Source organism: Nocardia sp. NPDC052001 (assembly GCF_040680615.1).
Taxonomy (GTDB): Bacteria; Actinomycetota; Actinomycetes; order Mycobacteriales; family Mycobacteriaceae; genus Nocardia.
On the sequence record NZ_JBFAXC010000001.1, the window covers coordinates 997,280 to 1,019,089 of the forward strand.

Here is a 21,810-nt window from a genome sequence, read left to right on the forward strand (position 1 = left end):
GCCGGGCGGGCCGCGTCGTGTCACGGCCGAAATCGCTTGCCGCGGAGTGGGAATAACCACAGCCCGCGCGGCGCGCGAGCCTGATCGTTATCCTTCCGCTATGCGACGGTGGGGTTGGTTCGGCGGAATGTTGAACCGGACAGTTCATCGGTCGGCGCTGTTGCTGTCGGTGTTGATCGCGGTGGCCGGTGGTCTGGCCATCGGTGCGTTCACCTGGTGGATGTTGTGGCTGGCCCTGGGTGCGAAGGCGGAGACGCCGAATCAATTGGATCTGACCAAGATCGCGCTGAGTATTACCGCGGGCGTCGGTGCGGCGGTGGCGCTGGTCGTCGCTTACCGGCGGCAACGCGATCTGGAGCGCGGGCGGTTCGCGGAACTGTTCGGCGCGGCGGCCTCACAACTCGGCAATTCCGATGTGGCCGTGCGCATTGCGGGCGTGTACGCGCTGGCGGGCGTCGCCGACGAGTTCTCGGTGCGCGGGCGGCGGCAGCAGTGCATCGATGTGCTGTGCGGATATCTGCGCCTGCCGTACGCGCCGGATGAGGGCGCCAGCCATCTGGTCTCCAAATCCCAGCGCATCGAGGATTCCGGGACGGCGGTGGAGCGCGTCTACAACTACCGGCAGAACGACCGGCAGGTACGCGAGACCATTGTCCGGGTGATCGCCGAACGGCTCCGGCGCTCGGCCGATGTCTCCTGGTCCGCGTCCGATTTCGATTTCTCCGATGCGGTCTTCGAGAACGCGGATTTCCGGGGCGCGGTCTTCGCGGGGCACAGCACCCGCTTCACCAATGCCTCCTTCACCGGCGGCCGCGACACCACCTTCGAGGGCGCGTCCTTCCTGGGGCGGCGAGTGACTTTCCGCGGGGCCATGTTCCGGGGCGGCAGCACCTCCTTCGAACATGTGAACTTCAAGCACAACCGGGTCGGCCGGGCCGACCGCAAGAGTTCGGGAACCACCTTCGTGGACGCCACCTTCGGCGGTCCGGTGAACTTCGATTACGCCGTATTCGGCGGCGCGCGAACGGCATTCGATCGCGCCACCTTCGCCGGTGAACGCGGCGGCTTCGCCAATGCCAAATTCACCGCCCAGCTCACCAGTTTCGAGCGCACCGTGTTCGACGGTGACCGGGTGACCTTCACCGGGGCCGAATTCACCGGTGCCCGAGTGGTTTTCACCGCCGCCCGGTTCTACGCGGAGACCACCGCGTTCGACTGCGCCAATCTGGGCACCGCCACCCGCTGGGGTTCGGGCCGCACCGAGGAGATCACCTTCGCCCGCGCCGAATACCACGGCAAGGTGTCCTTCGCCGATGCCGTCTTCGGCGGCCGCCTGATCACCTTCAACGGCGGAGACTTCTTCGGCGATATCAACTTCCGCCGCGCCTCGTTCGACGCCCGCGAGATCTGCTTCGAACGTCCGAAGGCGTGGGTCGGCGTGCATTTCGACTGGCAGGGCAGTTCGGCCGCCAAACCCGCGAATATCCGCCCGGAACAGTGGCCCCCTATTCCGGCGGACAAGTCCGAGAAGGCCGAGGAGCTCACGAGCTAGCCGCCCCGTCATCCCGGCGTGCTTCTGGCCGGGTTCCACGCCTCGGCATGAGCGACGGATCTGTCGGATTGCCCTCGTATTGTGGCGTGCGATAGTTTGCGAGGGTACCGATCTAGGGGATTGTGGTGGGGACGCTGGGTGTGGAGTGGGCCGATGTCGGGCGCGCGGCAGCGCTGTTGTTCGCGGCCGCGGTAGTCGGCTTCTTCGCCATCGCTTCGGAGCGCGAGGCCAGACGCTCCTGGAATCCGGCCGCACGCGGGAAACGCTGGCTGGTCGTGCTCACCGTCGCGCTCGGCGGATTCGGCTGGCTCGCAATGGCTTCGGCGGCGTCCCCGGTCCCGTCGGCGCTGTTCGGCGACACCGTCGCGGGCACCGCGCTGCCCGAAGCCCCCGGCCTGGTCCAGGCGGGCATCCCCACCAGCACCGCCAATCCGAAACCCGCCGCCCCGGATCCGCTGTCACTGCTGAATCCCGGTGACTGCGTCGAGGTTCCGATGGAGGCCGCCACCGCCGCCGATGGCGGCCCCACCTGGAAACCCGGTGCGCCCGCGCCCGCGGATTGCACCACGCTGGACGCGAATTACCGGGTCCTGCAAACCGGTCCGGCCCCCTGCGCCGGACCGCTCTACAAGTTGGAGACCAGTCGTAAGGATCGCGCGGGCAAACAGCTCTATCACCTGTGCCTGGCCTTCGACTGGCGAGCCGGATTCTGTTACGACACAGAACATATGGATGAACCGTCCAAGGTGGACTGCGCCACCCCGGGTGATCACATAGTGCAGGCCACCGCCGTCTTCGAGAACACCACCGACGGCTCCGGCTGTCCCCGCGACGGTCGCGGCGCGGTCTGGGTGGTGTGGGACAAACGGCAGATGACCGTCTGTTTCCGGGGTGGCGACAAACCCGGTGTGCGTTAGGTACGCCGCCCCACGGTGATGACGTCGGGCACCAGCCAGGACGGGATGGGCCGGTCGATCTTGCGCTGATCGAGCACCCGGAAACCGGCGTCCTCCAGCAGCTTCCGGGTCTCCCGGGGTGAGGGCGCGTGCGCCGGGAAGAGCGGGCTGCGCGTCAAACGCTGAATCGGCCGCGCGGTCGGGGCCGAGGGATGCATCGTCGCTATGGCGACCAGACCGCCGGGCGCGAGTACGCGCTGGAATTCGCGCAGCGCCACCGGATGATCGAAGAAATGAAAAGCGCTGGTGGAGACCACCGCATCCAATTCACCGTCGTCGAGCGGTAGATGCTCCGCGGCCGAATGCCGCCACTGCACCTCGCCGGAGCGGGCGCGGGCCTGGGCCAGCATGCCGGTGGAGGCGTCCACCCCGTACACCACCTCGGGCCGCAATTCCCGGGCGATCCGGGTGGTGAGAATGCCGGTGCCGCAGCCGATATCGGCGATCCGCCGGGATTTCGCCGCGCGCAACTCCTTGACCACCTGATCCTGCGGCGGTTTGTAGACGGCCTGCTGTAGCGCCGCGGTGTCGTAGGCGCGGGCGACGTTTCCGAAGAATCCGGTCACCAGTTGATTGAGGGCGCGATTGCCGGTGGTGAGGGAAGTACTGGGCATATGTGCTCCTATCCGACTCCATCGAAGCAGATTTCCAACTGTCTGGGAAGGTTGTACTTCGGGTTCCATGCGAGCCGGTGGAGTAGCGTCGGGCGCATGAGGATTCGTGGAGCTGTCCTGGAACGAATCGGGGCGCCGGCTCCGTTCGCCGAGTCGAAACCGATCACCGTGAGCGAACTCGACCTGGGTGAACCCGGCCCGGGTGAGCTGCTGGTGCGCATCGAGGCGGCCGGACTGTGCCACTCGGATCTGTCGGTGGTGGACGGGAATCGGGTGCGCCCGGTGCCCATGCTGCTCGGGCACGAGGCCGCCGGACGGGTCGAGGCGGTCGGTCCCGGCGAGAGCGATATCGCGGTCGGTCAGCGCGTGGTCATGACCTTCCTGCCGCGCTGCGGCGAATGCGCGGGCTGTGCGACCGAGGGCCGCACCCCGTGCCTGCCGGGCAGTATGGCCAATAATGCCGGTGAACTCATGAACGGCGGCCGCCGACTGCTGCGTGACGGTGCGGAGGTGCATCACCATCTGGGCGTCTCGGCCTTCGCCACGCATGCGGTGGTGGACCGGCATTCGGTGGTCCCGGTGGAGGACGATGTTCCGGCGGACGTGGCAGCGGTGCTCGGCTGCGCGGTGCTGACCGGCGGTGGGGCACTGTTGAATTCGGCGAAACCCGGTCCCGCCGATCGCATCATGGTGGTCGGCCTGGGCGGCGTCGGCATGGCCGCGGTACTGGTGGCCGCGGCCATCCGCGAGGGCACCGGCCGCGATGTGATCGCGGTCGACACCGTGCCGGAGAAGCTCAAGATCGCCATGGAATTGGGCGCGACCGCCTCCTACACCCCGGCGGAACTGGCCGAGCAGGGTATTCAGGCCGAGGTCGTGATCGAGGCGGCAGGCAATATCCGCGCCTTCGAAACCGCGGTGGCCGCGACCGCCGTCGGCGGGACGACCGTGACGGTCGGCCTGCCCGCGCCCGAGGCGATGGCGAGCATCTCCCCGCTGGGCTTGGTCGCCCAGGGCCGCTCCATCATCGGCAGTTACCTGGGCTCCGCGGTTCCCGCGCGGGATATCCCGGAGTACGTGCGCATGTGGCGCGAGGGCAAGCTGCCGGTCGAGCGGCTGGTCTCCTCGCGCATCACCCTGGACGACATCAACACCGGCATGGATGAACTCGCCGCCGGGCACGCCCTGCGCCAGGTCGTCATCTTCGACTGAGCGGCAACGCTTTCCGCATCGAGACGAACGCGCCCGCCACGGATCACCGTGGCGGGCGCTGGTTTTCGAGCAGGCGCTACTTGACCGTCAGGTTGATTGTCTTGGTCTGCGTCTTCGCGGGCAGCTTGGTGGTATCCACCGCGAGGATCTCACCGCTGTCCTGCACGCCATTCGGCAGGATCTTGGCCTTGAGCCCGAACGGCGGCTGATCGCCGGTCGCGCCCTCGACGCCGAAGTCGCTGTCATCGGAGATGTAGAGCGTCTTACCGCCGTCATTGGTGGCCACGCCCTCGACCTTGTCGTGGCCGAAGAACTTGCCGTCCGGGTTCAGCCCGTCCAGCAGCCCGCCCAGATCCAGGTTCGACTTCTTGGCGACCGCGGTGATACCGGCCTGCTGCAGCGCCGCCACCCCGTCGGCGGTGCTCACGGTGCCGACATAGACCTCGATCGGCTTACCGTCGATGAGCAGGCCCTTCTCCGGATCGTACTGTGCGCCCGCGACTTTGGACTGCGGGCCGACATCGGTGGCGTTGCTGATATCGATGGTCCACAGCTTCTTGTTGGCCTTGGGCGCCTTGTTGCCGTCGCGCTCGTCGACCACGAAGGTGGTGGCGCTCAGCGCGGTGATCTCGGAGACCGCGAGCTTCTCCTTCGGGTTCTCCAGCGGGTAAATGAATTCCTTGGTCGCCTTGGTCTTGAGGTCCACGGTGACGATGCGGGTCATCGGCACTTCGCGCGCGTTGCCGACGCCCGGCTCATTGAGCGCCGACTGGATGATGCCCACCAGGGTGCTGCCGTCGGGGGTGACGGTCAGCCCCTCCATGCCCTGATTCGGGGTGCGCAGCGAAAGTTCCTTGGGCAGACCGCGTCCCGGCGCGAGCCGCTCGAGTTCGGTGCCCTTGGCGTCGAAATGCACCATGAACGGGCCGTATTCGTCCGAGACCCAGAAGGTGCCGTCGGGCAGGGCGACCAGGCCCTCGCTGTCGATACCGTGATCGGTGGGCGGCAGCACGGCGCCCGCGAGATCCTTGATGGTCTCACCGGTGCTGGCCGAGGTGTCGACCAGGCCGTTGAACGGCTGTCCGGCCGGATTCTTCAGTGCGATGGTGGATTCCACCACCGCGCGGGTGCCGACCATCTTGAACTTGGCGATCGAGGGCGTGAAATCCGGTACCGCGACCAGCTTTTCGTTCTTACCCTTACCGTCGACGTTCGGGCCGCGGTCGGTCAGACCGTAGAACTCGTCCTTGGAACCCGGCACCGCCGTGAACGAGGAGCCGAAACCGCTGCCCTGCACCGTGATTCCGCCGAAAGTGCCCAGCGGCTTGATATCGGTGGTGTACAGCTTGACCGCATCGCTGGTGGTGACGGTGATGCTGTCCGAACCGGTGTACCCGGCGGCGGGGGTGTACACCACCGAACCGTCGACATTGCGGGTGATCTTGCCGTGCTGCGGGTCCGCGATGGCCACCGCCGCGGTCCCGCCGGTCTTGGCCAGGAAGTCATCGAGGGAGATGACCAGCGGCTGATCCTTGGTCGCGGTGAAGTCGGCGCCCGAGTCCGAGGAGGAGCAGGCGGCCAGGGCAGCGGCGCACACGGCGACGGCGACGAGCGCGCTGGGGGTACTACGGCGAATTCTCACAGGCGATGCCTACCGGGCGTATCCGACGGCCGGTTGGCCGGAAGCTGAACAGTTGCCCTCATCGGACGCGAGGGCCGGGACGGGCGGGCCGTGCCGGGTGTGCCGGATCGCATACGCCCACGGTAACGGGGGTTCCCCGGCTCGCCCCGGCGACCCGATAGGCTCGGGCCAGACTTTTTGTTCAGGTAGAGGCATGTGAGGAGACGTGGTGACCACGAACCGGATCCGGGTGGGTGTGCTCGGAGCGCGCGGCAAGGTCGGGCAGGCGATCTGCGCGGGTGTCGAGGCGGCCGACGATCTCGAACTGGTCGCCCAGGTCGACAAGGGTGATTCGCTGGAGACGTTCACCGCGGTCGGCACCGAGGTGGTCATCGACTTCACCCATCCCGATGTGGTCATGCCCAATCTGGAGTGGCTGGTGGCCAATGGCATTCACGCCGTGGTCGGCACCACCGGCTTCGATGCCGAACGCCTGGATCAGGTGCGCGGCTGGCTCGCCGCCAAGCCCGAGGTCGGCGTGCTCATCGCACCCAACTTCGCCATCGGCGCGGTGCTGACCATGCGTTTCGCCGAACAGGCCGCGCGCTGGTTCGATTCGGTCGAGGTCATCGAACTGCACCACCCGAACAAGGCCGACGCGCCGTCCGGCACCGCCTTCCGCACCGCGAGCATGATCGCCGCCGCCCGCGAGAAGGCGGGCGTGGGCCGCAGCCCCGACGCCACCAGCCAGGAACTCGAAGGCGCGCGCGGCGCGGACGTCGACGGCGTACGCGTGCACTCGGTGCGCCTGGCGGGCCTGGTCGCGCACCAGGAGGTGCTCTTCGGCACCCAGGGCGAAACCCTCACCATCCGCCACGACTCCATGGACCGCACCTCCTTCGTTCCCGGCGTCCTGCTCGGCACCCGCAAGACCCCGCTGCGCCCGGGCCTGACCGTGGGCATCGACGCCCTGCTGGACCTGTGAGCGAGCCATTGATGTCGCACAGCCGGGAGTCGAGCCCGAACGGGGTTCGACGATGACCGCGCCGGAGAACAACTCCCGCGAGGTCGGCAAGCGGGTCGCGTTCATCGCGGCCCTGGTCCTGATCCTGGGCTTCTACTTCCTGCTGCTGGGCAAGATCGCGCTGAGCCTGATCAGTTCGGGGTCGATCCCGGCGGCGCTCCTGGGCGTGGGCGTGCTGCTGCTGCCGCTACTGGGTGTCTGGATCGTGGCCTCCAGCGTGCGCGCCGCCTTCGCACACCAGCATCTGGCGAAGCTGATCCACGCCGAAGGGCTCGAACTCGATACCTCCGACCTGCCGCGCCGTCCCTCGGGTCGTCTGGAACGTGAAGCCGCCGACCAGCTTTTCGAGCGCGTGAAGGTCGAATGGGAAGCCGACCCGGACAACTGGCGCACCAACTACCGTGCCGCCCGCGCCTACGACTACGCGGGCGACCGCACCCGCGCCCGCGAAGTCATGCGCCGCGCAGTCGAATTGGAGCGCCAGGAACGCACCGCCCGGCAATCCTGATTCACTGTCGAATGAAAAATGGCCCGGAACCTGTTGGTTTCGGGCCATTTTCGCAGCTACCGCGGCGGGTGGGTGGCCCGCCAGTGGTCGGCGATATCGATGCGGCGGGTCAGCCACACCTTGTCGTGCGACTGCACGTAGTCCAGGAAGCGTTCCAGAGACTTTGCGCGAGCGGGCTTTCCGATGATCCGGCAGTGCAGGCCGACGGACAGCATCTTCGGTGCGCCCGCCGCGCCCTCGGCGTAGAGGACGTCGAAGGCATCGCGCAGGTACGAGAAGAACTCGTCACCGTTGGCGAATCCGGCGGGGGAGGAGAACCGCATGTCATTGGTCTCCAGGGTGTACGGCACCACCAGCTGGTCGTGCTCGCCCACCTTCACCCAGTACGGCAGATCATCCGCGTACGAGTCCGAGTCGTAGGCGAAGCCGCCGTGCTCGACCACCAGCTCACGGGTCTGCGGTGAGTCCCGCCCGGTGTACCAGCCGCGCGGCGGCGCACCGAAGAGACGGGTAATAATGTTTACCGCCTCTTCCATATGCTTGCGCTCGGTTTCCGGATCGGCCATCTGGTAGGAGATCCAGCGCAGTCCGTGGCAGGCGATCTCATGCCCGAGGCGTTTGAACGCCGCGACGGCTTCCGGATTGCGTTCCAGCGCCCGCGCCACCCCGAAGATGGTCAGCGGGATATCGCGCTGTTCGAACAGTCGCAGCACCCGCCACAGTCCGGCGCGTGAGCCGTACTCGTAGATGGTCTCCATGGACAGGTGCCGGTTCGGGAACGCCTGTGCCGGAACGATATCCGACAGGAACGTCTCGGAGCCCTCGTCCCCGTCCAGCACATTGTTCTCCCCGCCCTCCTCATAATTGAGGACGAAGTTCACCGCGATATTGGCCTCGCCGGGCCAGTGCGGATGCGGGGGATTGGGCCCGTAGCCGACCATATCCCTCGGGTAGTTCAGGTCGAAATCGCTCATGCGAGTTCACCTTCCAGCTCCGCCCGCGCGGCGGGGGTGAGGGTGCCGAACAGTCGCAGCCGCGCCAGCCCGCCATCCGGGAAGGCATCCAGGCGCACCTCCACCACGGCCTCATCGGAGTCGATGGCGAACCGGTGCCGGGTATCGGGCCGAAGCACGGTGCGCGGCAGCAACTCCACCTCGGAGCCATCCGCGCGAATACCGGTCAGCGCAGCCGCTCCCGGGCTGTTGAACAGGAAGTACGAGGTATCGATCTCGGCCATGGTGAGCACGCCCTCACCCGCCAAACGCACTCGCACCCAGTCGTTGTCACGGGTGCGCCGCCGCGCGGTCTCCCAGCCGTCACCCATGGACCGCGCCCGCCCGGGCAGCAGGATCTGCTCGGGATGGGAGTAGAACCGGTTGGAGCAGTCCGCGACGAGCCCGCCGTTCTCCAGCGCCGCCAAATCGAAAGGCCCCGAATCCAGCCACCGCAGTTCGGGTTTGGCGATCCCGTGCACCCGCAGGCGCGCCACGCCGCCATCCGGGAACATGCGCAACCGCACGTGGGTGTACCGCCGCTTGGAATCCACCGGGAACGGATTGCGACTGTCCCCGTTCACCGCGGCCCGCGCCACAATGGTGGTCCACCCGTCCAGCCCCGCAACCTCCTCGGCCGACGGATACCCCTCCAGCGCAATGGCTTCCACCGAAACCTCCGGCGGGTAGTTGCCCTTGAACCACGCGGTGTCCACCACGACGCCGTGAATCACCCCGGGCACACCCAGCCGCACGATCGCGATATCGCAATCCTCCGAATCCGGCGAATCCCCGAAATCCCCCCGCCGCCGCCGGGTCTCCCACCCGTCGTATACCTGCCCCTTATGCCCGAAAGTCGCGGGCTGATAGGTGGATTCCTCCGGCCGGATGAGATTCTCGCGCTCGGCGAAGGATTCGTCATTGGCCCAGATCACCGCACCGCCCAGCGAGCGCACGGCCAGATCGGGCAGCAAAGTGAAATCAGTCTTGTCGGCGGTCATAGCGTCGGCATTTTCCTTTCGCGCAACTGATGGAGAACGGTGACGGTCGCGGCCGGGACCAGCGCCGTCACCTCGTCGGGACCGAAAGCGCCGCAGTCCAATCCGCGCAGCACGACGGTCGCCAGGGCTTGGGCGGTGGCCGGTTCGTCCACCACCGCGCCGCCCTGGCGATCCAGGTAGCGGCCGATCCGGGGTGCGGCCACCTCGAGGGCGGTGCGATAGAAGGCGAAGGTGGCGAGCCAGCGGGTGGCCAGGTGGCCCGCGCCCATATCCCAGCCCTGGTAGTAGCCGCGCTCGAGGGAGCGGGTGACCAGGCGGTAGTGCCGGGCCAGCGCGGCGCGCACCTCGTCATCGGTGCCCAGCGGCAGGACCTGGGTCGAGCCGTCGCAGACCCAGACGCCGGTCTGCGCGGCGGCGGCCTGCATGACGGCCTTGGCATGATCGGCCACCGGATGCTCCAGCGACTGGAACTGCGGTGCGATACCGCAGGCGGCGCTGTAATCGTAGGTGCCGTAATGCAATCCGGTACAGCGACCGGCGGAGCGGTGAATGGCCTGCGCGACGGTCGCGGTGCCGTCGGCGGCGATCACGGCCTGCGGGCTCTCGATCTGCAATTCGAACTTCAGCGATCGCTCCGGCAGCCCGTGCGCGGATTCGATTGCCTCGCACAGCAGTACGGCCGCCTCGGCCTGCTCGGCCGAACGAATCTTGGGAATGGTGAAGACGAATCCGTCGGGCACCCCGCCCGCGCCTTCCAGGACCTTCTCCAAAGTGCGCACCGCGCGCTCCCATTCGAGCGTGGTGAGCCCCTTCATGCGGATACCGCGCGAGACCACCTCGGCGGGCAGCGCCGCCAGCACCGCACCGGCGTGCAGCGCGTCGCGATCCTCCACCGCGTCGCCACGCGTTCCGTACCCGTCCTCGAAATCCAGCCGCAGATCCTGAATGGGCCGCCAGCGCAACGCGTTCAGCGTGCGCGTGAGCGCGTCCGGCCCGCCCAGTTCGGTCAGCACATCGCTGTGCTTGCCGGCCAGTTCGATGGCGGTCGCGCCCCATTCCCTCGGCAGTTCCGGGGTGGCGTCGGCCGCGCTCACATACGCGGTGTGAATAGGCTGTCCCGCCCGATCACCCGGATAGTGTTGCGCCAGTTCCGCATCGACCGACCGCAACCGGCCTTCGATATCGCCCAGTACGTACGCGGGCAGGGTCACTTACGCGCCTCCTGACTGTCCAGTGAGAATTCGGCCAGCAGGCCGGTGTACTGCTTGGGCAGCGGTGCGGCGTACTCCCCGCGCCCGGATTTGCGCAGCCCCATGGTGATCAGGGATTGCGCGGTGAGCGTGGCGGCGGCGACACCGTCGATGACGGGGACGCCGACCTCCCGCGTGAGGTATTCGCACAGATCGGCCATGCCCGCGCAGCCGAGCACGATGGCATCGGAGTTATCGGTGTGCACGGCATCGCGGCAGGCGTCGGCGATCACGGTGCGCGCCTTGGGATCCTCCAGTTCCAGCACCGGAATCTCACACGCGTGGATACCCGCGCAGAACCGCTCCATCCCGTAGCGCTCGGCCAATTCCGCGGCCCGGCCCGAGGTCCGGGCCAGCGTGGTGACCACACTGAACCCGCGCCCGAAATGACTGGCGGCCTGCATGGCGGCCTCGGCGATACCGATCACCGGGCCGCGCGCCAGCTCCCGCGCCGCGTCCAAGCCGGGATCGCCGAAACAGGAGATGACATAGCCGTCCACGCCCTCGGCCTCACCGCGCGCGATCTCCGCGAGCAGTCCCGGCACCGAAAGCGCTTCGTCGTAATGACTTTCGATGGACGCCGGTCCCATCGCCGAGGTGATGCCCTCCACAATGGTCCCGGGCGCGACCACGGCCCGCGCGGCCGCGGCGGCCAGATCCGTCATGGCCGCGGTGGTATTGGGATTGATGACTCGAATTCGCATGCGTCTCACCGATCTTCGGATACGGATACGGACAGGCGCAGCGGTCCCCGGGTGGCCAGCAGGTAGTACCCGGCCAATGCGAGACCGCAGCCGATGAACCAGCTGTACTGCGCGGCCGTGTACATCCCGGTCATCCGGCCCGAGGCCAGCACCGGAATCACCGCGAACACCGCGCCGACAACAGTCGCGAGAATAGCCGCCGGGTTGTAACCCCTGCGGTACCAATAACTTCCGTGCTCAGACATGGTGAACAGCTCGTCGACGTTCACCCGCTGCTTGCGCACCAGGTAGTAGTCGGCGATCAGCACGCCGAACAGCGGGCCGATGAACGCGCCGAGCGTTTCCAGGGTGTAGTGGATGACATCGGGGTTGTTGTACAGATTCCACGGCGTGATCAGCACCGATCCGACCGCCGCGATCATGCCGCCCATCCGCCAGCTGATGCGCTGCGGATTCACATTCGAGAAATCGAAGGCGGGGGAGATGAAGTTGGCCACGATATTGATGCCGATGGTGGCGATGGTGAAGGTCAGCGCGCCCAGCACGATGGCGAAGGTGTTGTCGATGCGCGCCACGGTCGCGACCGGATCGGTGATCAACTCGCCGTACACCGGAATCGTCAGCGACGCGGTCACCACGACCAGCAGCGAGAACACCAGGAAGTTCACCGGCAGCCCGAGCAGATTGCCCTTCTTCACCGCCGCGAAGGACTTGCCGTAGCGCGAGAAGTCGCCGAAGTTCAGCATCGGACCGGAGAAATAGGAGACCACCAGCGCGATCGCGCCCAGCATGACCGGCAGCGCCGACCAGCCCGACAGCGTCTGCTTACCGAGGTTCAGATCGATCCCGCTCCAGCCGGCCTTCCAGATCAGGTAGCCGCACAGCACGAACATCACCACGTAGACGGCCGGACCGCAGAAGTCGATGAACTTGCGAATCGACTCCATGCCACGCCAGAACACGGCCGCCTGCAGCACCCAGAGAATCAGATATGAGGCCCAGCCCAGTGCGGACAGCCCGAGGAATCCGTAGTCATCGACCACCGCGTACGGCGCGAGCCCCGGAAACAGCTTGATCAGCACCACGTCCAGCGCCGCCGACGCCAGGAAGGTCTGAATCCCGTACCAGGCCACCGCGATCAGACCGCGAATAATGGCGGGCACATTCGCGCCGAGCACACCGAACGCGCTGCGGCACATGACCGGATACGGCACACCCGTCACCTGCGAGGGTTTGGCCACCAGATTGCACAGCCCGTACACGATGGTGATGCCGACGACCAGGGCGATCAGCACCTGCCAGCTGTGCAGGCCCAGTGCGAACAGGCTGCCCGCGGTGACATAGCCGCCGACGCTGTGCACGTCCGACATCCAGAACGCGAAAATGTTGTAGGTGCCCCAGGTCTGCTCACGCAGCGGGGCGAGGTCGTCATTGACCAACCGGGGGTCGTAGTCCGGCGCGTTGGTCACCGCCGAGTGGGGCGCACTCGTGGACGGCGGCGCAACGGTTTCGGGCATGTCGCACATCCGATCTCATCGGGTCCCGGCCTTCGGGAACAAGGGTGTGCGCGACGCTATCGAGCCGGTATTGCCCGGGTGTTGCTGAAACTATATATCTTTCCCACCTGCGGAATCCGCAAAAAGTCCGGTGTCGGTGGGCAGTCGCGACAGTACTCCGTTGAGTCGCAGATGGTGTGCCGCGGTGGCGTCCAACAGCGCCGCCGCATCACGTGCGAGGAAGGCCGCGAGCTGCTTGCTGTGATCGGCGTGCAGCACCACTCGATCGGCGGTGCTGGCGTGCACCATCGGCTGCACCGGTTCGGTGATATTCCAGGCGTATTCGAGCATGTGCACCACCCGCGGCATCGCGGACGGCAGCACCAGCGCGAGATGGAAGTTCCTGGTCTCGCGGTGATAGGCCACCGCGTCCTCGGTGAGAATCGCGCGCTCGAGCCGGGCATGGGTCTCGCGCGCGAGTTCATGATCCTCGGCGGTGGCCCGCGAGACCGCGGCGGCGAGCGCGGCGGCCTCCAAGCTCTCCCGCACCACATACAGTTCGCTGAGTTCGGCGGCGGTCAACAGGGTGACCTGATAGCCGAAATTGGGCCGATGCTCGACCAGGCCCTCGCCGATGAGCGTTTGCAGCGATTCCCGCACCGGAATGGCGCTCACCCCGAACTGCCTGGCCAATTCGCCCAGCGGCATCCCGGTGCCGGGCGGCAGATTGCCGCCCAGGATCAGCCTGCGCAGTTCGTCCAGGATTTCGTGCTGGGTGTAGCCGCGATGCGCGTCCAGTGCGGGCGTGAGCTGGGGTAAACGCGGTAGTCGCGGTCGAGAGGGCACCCGTTCACGGTAGTCGCCCGGTTGCCGGACCGGACGCGCATCCGGGCAGATCAGGCGTATCGGTCAGAGCTCGTCCAGGTCGTAACCGAGCGCCTTGAGCGAAAGCCGGTGCAGCGTCTCGCGTTCCGCGGGGGTGAGCCGATGTAGCAGATTGTCGGTGGCGGCGGAGATCCGGGCATTGGTCTCATCGCGCAGTTTGCGCCCCGCGGTGGTCATGGCGAGCCGGTACCGGCGTCGATCCTCCGGATCGCGGGTGCGGGTGACCAGGCCGGACTTCTCCAGGCTGTCGACCAGCCGCACCACCTCGCTGCGATCGATGCCGAGTCCGTCGGCGATCTCCTGCTGGGAGATCTCGCTGAACTCCGACAGGTAGGTGAGCACCCAGTGCTCGCGCAGCGGTGTCCCCAGCTCGACGTGCATGGCCTTGTGCAGCTTGCCGAGCGCGTAGGTCGGATAGCGCAGCAGGTCCCGGGGGTAGTAGTCGCGGCTTTCGGTCACCTGCGGATTATATCTATTGTTGAGTAGCTCAATCATTGTTAGAGTCTGCAATTGCTAAGCTCAAGTACATTCGAAGGAGTCATCCGATGACGCGGACGCGCCCGGATACCAACGCCCCCACCACCTCTCGCGCACCGGATGCACCCGCCGCATCCGGCAAGATCCCCGCCTATGTCTGGCGCACCGCCGCCGTCGTGGTGTTCGGCGCGATCATGGGCATGCTCGACACCTCGCTGGTGAATATCGGGCTGCACACCATCGGCGCGGATCTGCACGCCTCGCTCGCCACGATTCAATGGGTGGCAAGCGGATACCTACTGGCCCTTGGTGTTTCGCTCACCGTCTGCGGCTGGCTCGGCCGCCGCTTCGGCGTCGGGCGGCTGTGGCTGGGGGCCATGCTCGCGTTCACCATCACCTCGGGGCTGTGCGCCCTGGCCGGTTCCGCCGGCTGGCTCATCGCCCTGCGGGTGCTTCAGGGCCTGGCCGCGGGAGTCATGATTCCCGCGGGTCAAACCATTCTCGGTCAGGCTGCCGGGCCGCAGCGCATGGGCCGGGTGATGGGTGTGGTCGGCATCGCCGTGGTCGGTGCGCCCGCCCTCGGGCCGACCGTCGGCGGTCTCATGCTCGCGCACTGGAGCTGGCAGTGGCTGTTCCTGATCAATATCCCGCTGGGGCTGATCGGGTTCGCGCTCGGTCTGCGCTATCTGCCGCTGGGGCCCGGTGGGTCGACGCAACCGCTGGACGTCATCGGCCTTATCCTGGCGGGCGGCGGTGTGTCCGCGGTCGTCTACGGGCTGTCGGAAATCGGCGAAACCGGTTCCGCCGCATCGCTATCGGTCTGGTTGCCGGTCGTGCTCGGCCTGGCCGCGCTGGCTGGTTTCATCATTCGCACCGCCGGTAGCGTCCGGCCGCTGCTCGATGTCCGGATGTTCGGCAATCGGGTCTTCGCCGCGGCGAATACCGCCAGTTTCTTCGCCGGGGCGTCCATGTTCAGCGTCATGGTGCTGCTGCCCCTGTATTTCCAGGTATTGCACGGTGACGGCCTGATTCGCACGGGTGTGCTGCTCATCGCCTTCGGCGCGGGCGGTGTCATCACCCTGCCGCTGGGCGGGCGCCTGGCCGACCGATTCGGCGGCGGCTTCATCGCCATCTTCGGCAATCTGGGCGTGGCCGTCACCCTCTTGCCCTTCGCGTTCCTGCCGAAGGACGCCAATCTCGTTGTCGTACAGCTACTTCTGTTCGCGGCCGGCGTGGCGACGGCGCTCGCGGGCATGCCCCTGGTGTCGGCCGCCTATGCCGCCGTTCGCCCGGATCAACTGCCCGACGCGGCGGCCTTCGTCAATATCCTGCAGCGCATCGGCGGTGCGGTGGGAGTCGCGGTCGTCGCGGTAATCCTCTCCCGCGCAACGGCTTCCGAGTGGTCCCCGGTCACCGGATATCAGCTGGCCTTCGCCGTGCTGGCCGCACTGTCGCTGATCGCCTCGATCGCGTCGACCCAATTGCGCCGCCACCAGCGCAGGTAGCCGCGCGCCCCGGGCGTGGCGAATAATGAACGAAGTGTGACGCCCGGCCGGGGGCGGGAACTTCCATCCGGGGTGGCCGGTTGTACGTGTGGCCGATAAGAGGAGGTCAGGTGACACAGGAATACAACCGGAATCCGGCGGCGGTAGCGGCGCTCTCACCCGAGCAGTACCACGTCACGCAGGAGAACGGCACCGAGCGAGCGTTCACCGGCGAGTACTGGGACAACCACGAGCCGGGAATCTACGTGGACGTCGTCTCCGGCGAACCGTTGTTCGCCTCGACAGACAAGTTCGAGTCCGGATCGGGGTGGCCGAGCTTCACCAAACCGATCGACGCCAGCAATGTATTCGAGAAGCGCGATATCAGCCATCTGATGATTCGCACCGAGGTGCGGTCCGCTCACGGTGACAGCCATCTCGGGCACGTGTTCACCGATGGCCCGCGCGATCAGGGCGGACTGCGATACTGCATCAACTCCGCGGCCTTGCGTTTCATCCACCTCGATAACCTCGAGGCGGAAGGCTACGGACAGTACAAGACTCTCTTCACGAAGGAGGAGGCGTGACCGACACGCGCAAGGCGATTCTGGCCGGCGGATGCTTCTGGGGCATGGAGGATCTGATCCGCCGCCAGCCCGGTGTGCTCTCCACCAAGGTCGGCTACACCGGCGGCCGCAACGACCACCCCACCTACCGCAACCATCCCGGACACGCGGAAGCCGTGGAGATCGACTACGACCCCGCGGTCACCGACTACCGCGCCCTGCTGGAATTCCTCTTCCAGATCCACGACCCCACCACCAAGAACCGCCAGGGCAACGACATCGGCGACAGCTACCGCTCCGCCATCTTCTACCTCGACGACGAGCAGAAGCAGATAGCCCTGGACACCATCGCCGACGTAGACGCCTCCGGCCTGTGGCCCGGCAAGGTGGTCACCGAGGTAACCCCCGCCAGCACCTTCTGGGATGCCGAGCCGGAACACCAGGACTACCTCCTGCGCTACCCCGAGGGCTACACCTGCCACTTCCCCCGCCCAGGCTGGAAACTGCCCAAGCGCGAGACGGCCAAGTAGTAGAGGCTGAATGAACGGCCGCGTCACCCGAGTACGGGTGGCGCGGCCTTTTCGTGTTCGGGCAGGGTCGGCGGATACCGGCGTACCCGGCATTAGGCTCGGGGACGTGCCGAAGCTGCTGCTCATCCATCACACGCCGTCACCGCATATGCAGGAGATGTTCGAGGCGGTGGTGGCGGGGGCCACCGATCCGGAGATCCAGGGCGTGGAAGTGGTGCGGCGGGCGGCCCTGTCCGTGACCGCGAGCGATGTGCTCGAGGCGGATGGCTATCTGCTCGGCACGCCCGCGAATCTCGGGTATATGTCCGGGGCTCTGAAGCATGCGTTCGATACGTTCTATTATCCGTGCCTGGATTCGACCAGGGGGCGGCCGTACGCGATGTACATGCATGGGAATCAGGGGACCGAGGGGGCGGAGCGGGGGGTGGAGAGCATCACCACCGGGCTCGGGTGGGAGAAAGCGGCTGCGGCGGTGATTGTTTCGGGGCCGCCGACCAAGCAGGATGTGGAGCGGTGTTGGGAGCTGGGGGCTACGGTGGCCGCTCAGCTCATGCCGTGAGTGCTACCTCGGTCGCGATCGTCATCGCCGGGGCGCTCATCGCGGCGGCTCTGTTCGCGTGGCCGCGCACGCGCCGATCGGTGACCACGCCCGCCGAGCGGGCGGTGCACGCGGCATTGCAGACGGCCGCGCTGGCGGCGAAACCGTTGCGCGGCGGGCTGACTCGGGACTCGGCCGGACAGGCCGCGCCCTATCTGCGCGCACTCACGGGTGCCGAAGCGCTGGGTATCGCTGATGCCGCCGGGACGCTGCTGGCGTGGGATGGCGCGCATGCCGAACTCGGGGAAGCGTTCGGGGAGGCGGCGAGTCGCGCGATCGCGGGGGAGCGGTCCGTGCTCGTGTCCTGTGCGGACGGCTATACCCTGCTGGCGCAACCGCTTCCGAGTGAGCACAGCGGGATGGTCGGTGCGCTCGGGGCGGTGATCCGTGGCAAGCCCGGGCCGGGCATGCTCGGCGCTGTTGCCGAGGTGGCTCGATATGCCTGCGGCCAAATCGAATTGGCGGAGCTCGACGCCTCCCGCGCCCGCCTGGACCGGGCCGAGGTGCGTGCGTTGCGTGCCCAGATCAGCCCGCATTTCATCTACAACGCGCTCAATACGATCGGCTCGTTCGTGCGCACCGATCCGGATCGAGCGCGCGAACTCATCCTCGATTTCGCGGACTTCACCCGCTACTCCTTCCGTACGGCCGGTGAATTCACCTCTCTGGCAGACGAACTCACCAATATCGACCGCTACCTCGCGCTCGAACGCGCCCGCTTCGGCGAAGCCCTGCGCGTGCGCCTGCAGATAGCCCCCGATGTCCTCACGGTCGTACTGCCCTTCCTGGCCCTGCAACCCCTGGTCGAGAACGCCGTCCGGCACGGCCTCGCCACCCAGCCCGGCCTCGGCACCGTCACCATCGTCGCCGAGGACGCGGGCGCCGACTGCCTCATCTCGGTCGAGGACGACGGCATAGGCATGGATCCCGAAATCCTGCGCTCCGATGCCCTCGACGCCATCCACACCACCTCCGGCACAGCCGAATCCGCCCACGTCGGCCTCGCCAATGTGGACGATCGCCTGCGCGCCGCCTTCGGCAACGACTACGGCCTGATCGTCGAAACCGCCCCCGGCGCGGGCACCAAGGTCAGCATGCGCGTCCCCAAATTCCGCCCGGGGGTGCGGGCGTGATGGCCGATACAGCGACCCATCCATCGGTGCAGCCCGGCCCGCCTGCCGAGAACCACCCGGATGCGGCACCTGTTCACGCTGCGCGTGGAGCCACCGACGCACAGGTAGGGCGGAGTTGCACTGATTCACAGTCCGGCGAACACGGCCGTTCGGCATCGGTCCATCGAGTGTGGGCCGGGTTGGCCGTGGAAGATGCTGCTGAACGGCTCGGTCAGGTCGTTGACCGCCGTCATGTTCGAATTGCCCGGATATCCCGGGGTGACGGAGACGAATATACCGGGATTAGGATGTCCGGACTGTGACCAGGACCACTGACTCGACCGACGCCGCGCTACGCGTGCTCGCCGTGGATGACGAGAAACCGGCCTTGGACGAACTCGTGTATCTGCTGCGGGCGCAATCCGGGGTCGGGGAGATCCATGCGGCGGGTGATGTCACCAGCGCGCTGCGGTTGTTGCGCGCGCACACGGTGGACGCGGTGTTCCTGGATATCAATATGCCCGGGCTGGATGGGCTCGAACTGGCAGGCATTCTGTCGGAATTCGCCAGGCCGCCCGCCGTGGTGTTCGTGACCGCGCATGATGATCGGGCGGTAGCGGCATTCGATTTGGGCGCGGTGGATTACCTGCTCAAACCATTGCGAGAGGCGCGGCTGGCAGAGGCCGTGCGGCGAATTGTCGCGGGGCGGGCCCAGCCCCCGCCGGTGGCCGATATCGATCCGCACGAGGTGATCCCGGTCGAGCTCGGCGGCGCGACGACATTGGTGAACCGCGCTTCGGTGAGTTGGGTCGAAGCGGACGGCGATTACTCACGCCTGCACACCAATTCGGGCTCACACCTGGTCCGCATCCCACTCTCCGAACTGGAATCCCGCTGGCAGGAAGCCGGTTTCGTGCGCGTGCACCGCTCCTACCTGGTGGCCTTACGTCTGGTCACCGGGCTGCGCACGGTCGGCACCGGCACGGTGGTCTGCCTGCGCGCGGAGGGCAGCGCGGCGGCGGTGGAACTCCCGGTCAGCCGTCGCCAGGTACGCGACCTCAAACAACGGTTGATCCATACGCCGCGTCAGCATCGGACCCCGCGCTGATGCGGGCGCTGAATCGACCGGGATGCGGTGGAGCGTCGCCGCATAGGCGACTTCGCGCGGCGGCTCATCCATCCGGCGCGCGAAAACGCTCAGTGCCCGACTGCAGCATTACCGCCGTATTGGTCGAGGCCGTCCGATGACGAGTGGGCAACGGCCGCAGCGAGAGCGGGTGGTGCTCGCGGAGCGACGGGGCGCTCGGCTGGTGCGGACCCGGGTGGAGGTGGCCGAGCAGACCGAGGTGGGCGCGGCCATGATCGGCGGGTTGATTCGCGCGCAGTTCGGCTTGGCCGTGCGCGTGGGTCTGGTCGTGGTGGGTGCGCTCGGGGCGCTGCCATTGTTGTTCGCGTTGGGGCCGCTGGGGAGCGCCGAAGTCTTCGGGCTGCGGTTGCCCTGGGTGCTGCTGGGGTTCGCGGTGTATCCGATGTTGTTCGTGGCCGGGGTGGTCTATGTGCGGCTGGCCGAGCGCAATGAGCAGGACTTCGGCGAATTGACCGGGGACTGAGGTGGATTCGCAGCCCGGGTCGTGGATGACGGTGGCGGCGTTGCTGCTCGCCGCGTTCGCGAGTGTGGCGATCGGGAGTTACGGGGTGCGGCTGGCCCGCACCACCTCGGATTTCCTGGTGGCTTCGCGGTCGGTGGGGCCGCGGTGGAACGCGGCCGCGGTATCGGGTGAATACCTTTCGGCCGCTTCGTATCTCGGCGTTGCCGGGTTGATCGCCAAGTACGGGGCGGACGCGCTCTGGTATCCGGTCGGATTCACCGCCGGATATCTGGGCCTGCTGCTGTTCGTCGCCGCACCGCTGCGCCGTTCGGGCGCGTACACGATGCCGGACTTCGTGGAGTTCCGGTTGGGGTCGCGCCCGGTGCGCAAGCTGACCGCCCTTGTCGTGGTGCTGATTTGCGGCGTCTACATGATTCCGCAGTTCCAAGGCGCGGGCCTGACGCTGCGGATTCTGCTGGGCGTACCCGACTGGGTGGGCGCGGTCGCGGTGGGCGTCATCGTCATCGGCACCGTCGCGGGCGGCGGTATGCGATCGATCACCTTCGTGCAGGCGTTCCAGTACTGGCTCAAACTTACCGCCGTCGCGATCCCGGGCCTGGTGTTGCTCGCGTATTTCCTTCGGCACGAAGATGATTCGAGCGCACCGCATCTGACCGCGGTCACCGATGCGCAGTGGCTGCTCCCCGGCGGCGGGCTCGGCGGCCCGCATCCGATGTATCAGGTGTACTCGCTGATCATCGCGACGTTCCTGGGCACCATGGGACTCCCGCACGTACTGGTGCGGTTCTATACCAATCCGGACGGCCGAAAGGCCCGCAGCACAGCGCTTTCGGTGATCGGCCTGGTCGGATTCTTCTACCTGTTCCCGGTGCTGCTGGGCATACTCGCGCGCCTGTACGCGGCGAGGCTGTCCAACGCCGGTGCCTCGGATGCCGCGGTTCTGCTGCTGCCCAGCGCCGTGCTCTCCGGTCTGCCCGGCCAACTCCTCGCGGCCTTGGTGGCGGCGGGCGCGGTGGCGGCATTCCTGTCCACCTCTTCCGGCCTGCTGGTCAGCATCGCGGGCGTGGTCGGCACCGATCTGCTGCGCGGCCGCATCCGCGATTTCCGCCTGGCGGCGATCATCACCGGCACCGTGCCGCTGTTACTCGCCCTGACCGTTGTCTCCCTTGATCTTTCGCGCGCCGTCGGCCTGGCCTTCGCGGTCGCCGCATCCACCCTCTGCCCGCTGCTGGTGCTCGGCATCTGGTGGCGCGGCCTGACCGCCACCGGCGCGGCCGTCGGCCTCATCGCAGGTGGACTGCTGTCGGGCACCGCCACCGCAGTCTCGGTCTCCGGCGGCGTCTCGCACACCCTCGCCGCGGGCTGGCCCTCGGCCCTGCTCAGCTATCCCGCCGCCGTCAGCGTGCCCGTCGCCTTCGCCGCGATGATCCTGGTGAGCCGCCTGACCCGCCGCCAATCCGCCCCGGAGATCGCGAATATCTTCGTCCGCATGCACGCCCCCGAACCCCTGGGTATGGGCGCGGACCGGGAACGGGGCTTGCGCTCGGCCTGACCGTTCATCGCGCCGAACCGACCGCTCACCGCAGAACCGGGCACCTTCACCGAGTGACCCAGCCCA

At 67.2% G+C, this 21,810-nt stretch carries 22 protein-coding genes; 13 read left to right on the forward strand and 9 right to left on the reverse strand.

All coding sequences use genetic code 11. The features are described from left to right. The first annotated feature begins 100 nt into the window (after nt 1-100). Entirely contained in the window at nt 101-1,552 is a 1,452-nt protein-coding gene (locus tag AB0L82_RS04690; RefSeq protein WP_364631018.1) for a pentapeptide repeat-containing protein, read from the forward strand. A gap of 125 nt (nt 1,553-1,677) precedes the next feature. Then, nucleotides 1,678-2,469, forward strand: coding sequence for a hypothetical protein (locus AB0L82_RS04695; RefSeq protein ID WP_364631021.1), 792 nt, complete (start codon nt 1,678-1,680; stop codon nt 2,467-2,469). On the opposite strand, the gene AB0L82_RS04700 is transcribed toward AB0L82_RS04695, so the two are convergent. Continuing rightward, nucleotides 2,466-3,122 (reverse strand): methyltransferase domain-containing protein, encoded by a 657-nt coding sequence (locus AB0L82_RS04700; protein WP_364631024.1) that lies wholly within the window; start codon nt 3,120-3,122, stop codon nt 2,466-2,468. The genes AB0L82_RS04695 and AB0L82_RS04700 overlap by 4 nt on opposite strands. A gap of 96 nt (nt 3,123-3,218) precedes the next feature. Between AB0L82_RS04700 and AB0L82_RS04705 the strand changes: the two genes are divergently transcribed. Continuing rightward, on the forward strand, nt 3,219-4,334 hold the full coding sequence (locus AB0L82_RS04705) for an alcohol dehydrogenase catalytic domain-containing protein (RefSeq protein ID WP_364631027.1): 1,116 nt from the start codon (nt 3,219-3,221) through the stop codon (nt 4,332-4,334). 76 nt (nt 4,335-4,410) lie between these two features. Here AB0L82_RS04705 and AB0L82_RS04710 read toward each other — a convergent pair whose 3' ends face one another. Then, on the reverse strand, nt 4,411-5,976 hold the full coding sequence (locus tag AB0L82_RS04710; protein ID WP_364631030.1) for an esterase-like activity of phytase family protein: 1,566 nt from the start codon (nt 5,974-5,976) through the stop codon (nt 4,411-4,413). A 208-nt stretch (nt 5,977-6,184) separates the two neighbouring features. Between AB0L82_RS04710 and dapB the strand changes: the two genes are divergently transcribed. Together dapB and AB0L82_RS04720 are read left to right on the forward strand one after the other, a co-directional pair. After that, nucleotides 6,185-6,940: a 4-hydroxy-tetrahydrodipicolinate reductase gene (gene dapB / locus AB0L82_RS04715; RefSeq protein WP_364631033.1), complete on the forward strand. Its 756-nt coding sequence runs from the start codon at nt 6,185-6,187 to the stop codon at nt 6,938-6,940. Between the two features lie 52 nt (nt 6,941-6,992). Then, nucleotides 6,993-7,487 (forward strand): hypothetical protein, encoded by a 495-nt coding sequence (locus AB0L82_RS04720; protein WP_364631036.1) that lies wholly within the window; start codon nt 6,993-6,995, stop codon nt 7,485-7,487. A 56-nt stretch (nt 7,488-7,543) separates the two neighbouring features. Here AB0L82_RS04720 and puuE read toward each other — a convergent pair whose 3' ends face one another. The 7 genes from puuE to AB0L82_RS04755 all read right to left on the reverse strand — a co-directional run bounded on the left by puuE (nt 7,544) and on the right by AB0L82_RS04755 (nt 14,274). Then, nucleotides 7,544-8,461: an allantoinase PuuE gene (puuE, locus tag AB0L82_RS04725; RefSeq protein ID WP_364631039.1), complete on the reverse strand. Its 918-nt coding sequence runs from the start codon at nt 8,459-8,461 to the stop codon at nt 7,544-7,546. Continuing rightward, on the reverse strand, nt 8,458-9,480 hold the full coding sequence (gene alc, locus AB0L82_RS04730) for an allantoicase (RefSeq protein ID WP_364631042.1): 1,023 nt from the start codon (nt 9,478-9,480) through the stop codon (nt 8,458-8,460). Before alc ends, puuE begins: the two co-directional genes overlap by 4 nt. Beyond that, entirely contained in the window at nt 9,477-10,691 is a 1,215-nt protein-coding gene (locus tag AB0L82_RS04735; protein WP_364631044.1) for an aldolase/citrate lyase family protein, read from the reverse strand. Before AB0L82_RS04735 ends, alc begins: the two co-directional genes overlap by 4 nt. Continuing rightward, a complete protein-coding gene (locus tag AB0L82_RS04740; RefSeq protein WP_364631047.1) occupies nt 10,688-11,434 on the reverse strand; it encodes an aspartate/glutamate racemase family protein in 747 nt (248 codons plus the stop codon). Before AB0L82_RS04740 ends, AB0L82_RS04735 begins: the two co-directional genes overlap by 4 nt. 5 nt (nt 11,435-11,439) lie before the next feature. After that, nucleotides 11,440-12,951 (reverse strand): NCS1 family nucleobase:cation symporter-1, encoded by a 1,512-nt coding sequence (locus AB0L82_RS04745; RefSeq protein WP_364631051.1) that lies wholly within the window; start codon nt 12,949-12,951, stop codon nt 11,440-11,442. Nucleotides 12,952-13,041: 90 nt separating this feature from the next. After that, a complete protein-coding gene (locus tag AB0L82_RS04750) occupies nt 13,042-13,728 on the reverse strand; it encodes a GntR family transcriptional regulator (RefSeq protein WP_364632776.1) in 687 nt (228 codons plus the stop codon). Nucleotides 13,729-13,839: 111 nt separating this feature from the next. Next, nucleotides 13,840-14,274: a MarR family transcriptional regulator gene (locus tag AB0L82_RS04755; RefSeq protein ID WP_364631054.1), complete on the reverse strand. Its 435-nt coding sequence runs from the start codon at nt 14,272-14,274 to the stop codon at nt 13,840-13,842. 86 nt (nt 14,275-14,360) lie between these two features. Here AB0L82_RS04755 and AB0L82_RS04760 point away from each other — a divergent pair, with 86 nt between their 5' ends. The 8 genes from AB0L82_RS04760 to AB0L82_RS04795 all read left to right on the forward strand — a co-directional run bounded on the left by AB0L82_RS04760 (nt 14,361) and on the right by AB0L82_RS04795 (nt 21,744). Then, nucleotides 14,361-15,797 (forward strand): DHA2 family efflux MFS transporter permease subunit, encoded by a 1,437-nt coding sequence (locus AB0L82_RS04760; protein WP_364631057.1) that lies wholly within the window; start codon nt 14,361-14,363, stop codon nt 15,795-15,797. Nucleotides 15,798-15,907: 110 nt separating this feature from the next. Beyond that, the gene (gene msrB / locus AB0L82_RS04765) at nt 15,908-16,363 is read left to right on the forward strand and encodes a peptide-methionine (R)-S-oxide reductase MsrB (protein WP_364631060.1); all 456 of its coding nucleotides are present in this window, start codon (nt 15,908-15,910) and stop codon (nt 16,361-16,363) included. Next, a complete protein-coding gene (gene msrA, locus AB0L82_RS04770; protein ID WP_364631063.1) occupies nt 16,360-16,872 on the forward strand; it encodes a peptide-methionine (S)-S-oxide reductase MsrA in 513 nt (170 codons plus the stop codon). Before msrB ends, msrA begins: the two co-directional genes overlap by 4 nt. Nucleotides 16,873-16,978: 106 nt before the next feature. Continuing rightward, a complete protein-coding gene (locus AB0L82_RS04775; protein WP_364631066.1) occupies nt 16,979-17,431 on the forward strand; it encodes a flavodoxin family protein in 453 nt (150 codons plus the stop codon). Nucleotides 17,432-17,448: 17 nt separating this feature from the next. Beyond that, nucleotides 17,449-18,603, forward strand: a complete 1,155-nt coding sequence (locus tag AB0L82_RS04780) for a histidine kinase (RefSeq protein WP_364632777.1) — start codon at nt 17,449-17,451, stop codon at nt 18,601-18,603. A gap of 298 nt (nt 18,604-18,901) precedes the next feature. Beyond that, entirely contained in the window at nt 18,902-19,690 is a 789-nt protein-coding gene (locus AB0L82_RS04785) for a LytTR family DNA-binding domain-containing protein (RefSeq protein ID WP_364631069.1), read from the forward strand. A gap of 136 nt (nt 19,691-19,826) precedes the next feature. Further along, complete coding sequence (locus AB0L82_RS04790) at nt 19,827-20,192, forward strand: hypothetical protein (protein WP_364631072.1); 366 nt, start codon at nt 19,827-19,829, stop codon at nt 20,190-20,192. A gap of 25 nt (nt 20,193-20,217) precedes the next feature. After that, nucleotides 20,218-21,744 (forward strand): cation acetate symporter, encoded by a 1,527-nt coding sequence (locus AB0L82_RS04795; RefSeq protein WP_364632779.1) that lies wholly within the window; start codon nt 20,218-20,220, stop codon nt 21,742-21,744. The last annotated feature ends 66 nt before the right edge of the window (nt 21,745-21,810 follow it).

Excerpts from the sequence above, each read along its gene's own strand:
- AB0L82_RS04705 (WP_364631027.1), top strand. The coding sequence starts at position 3,219 with ATGAGGATTCGTGGAGCTGTCCTGGAACGAATCGGGGCGCCGGCTCCG.
- puuE (WP_364631039.1), bottom strand. The coding sequence starts at position 8,461 with ATGAGCGATTTCGACCTGAACTACCCGAGGGATATGGTCGGCTACGGG.
- AB0L82_RS04745 (WP_364631051.1), bottom strand. The coding sequence starts at position 12,951 with ATGCCCGAAACCGTTGCGCCGCCGTCCACGAGTGCGCCCCACTCGGCG.
- AB0L82_RS04760 (WP_364631057.1), top strand. The coding sequence starts at position 14,361 with ATGACGCGGACGCGCCCGGATACCAACGCCCCCACCACCTCTCGCGCA.
- AB0L82_RS04720 (WP_364631036.1), top strand. The coding sequence starts at position 6,993 with ATGACCGCGCCGGAGAACAACTCCCGCGAGGTCGGCAAGCGGGTCGCG.
- AB0L82_RS04795 (WP_364632779.1), top strand. The coding sequence starts at position 20,218 with ATGACGGTGGCGGCGTTGCTGCTCGCCGCGTTCGCGAGTGTGGCGATC.
- AB0L82_RS04700 (WP_364631024.1), bottom strand. The coding sequence starts at position 3,122 with ATGCCCAGTACTTCCCTCACCACCGGCAATCGCGCCCTCAATCAACTG.
- AB0L82_RS04690 (WP_364631018.1), top strand. The coding sequence starts at position 101 with ATGCGACGGTGGGGTTGGTTCGGCGGAATGTTGAACCGGACAGTTCAT.
- AB0L82_RS04740 (WP_364631047.1), bottom strand. The coding sequence starts at position 11,434 with ATGCGAATTCGAGTCATCAATCCCAATACCACCGCGGCCATGACGGAT.
- AB0L82_RS04790 (WP_364631072.1), top strand. The coding sequence starts at position 19,827 with ATGACGAGTGGGCAACGGCCGCAGCGAGAGCGGGTGGTGCTCGCGGAG.
- alc (WP_364631042.1), bottom strand. The coding sequence starts at position 9,480 with ATGACCGCCGACAAGACTGATTTCACTTTGCTGCCCGATCTGGCCGTG.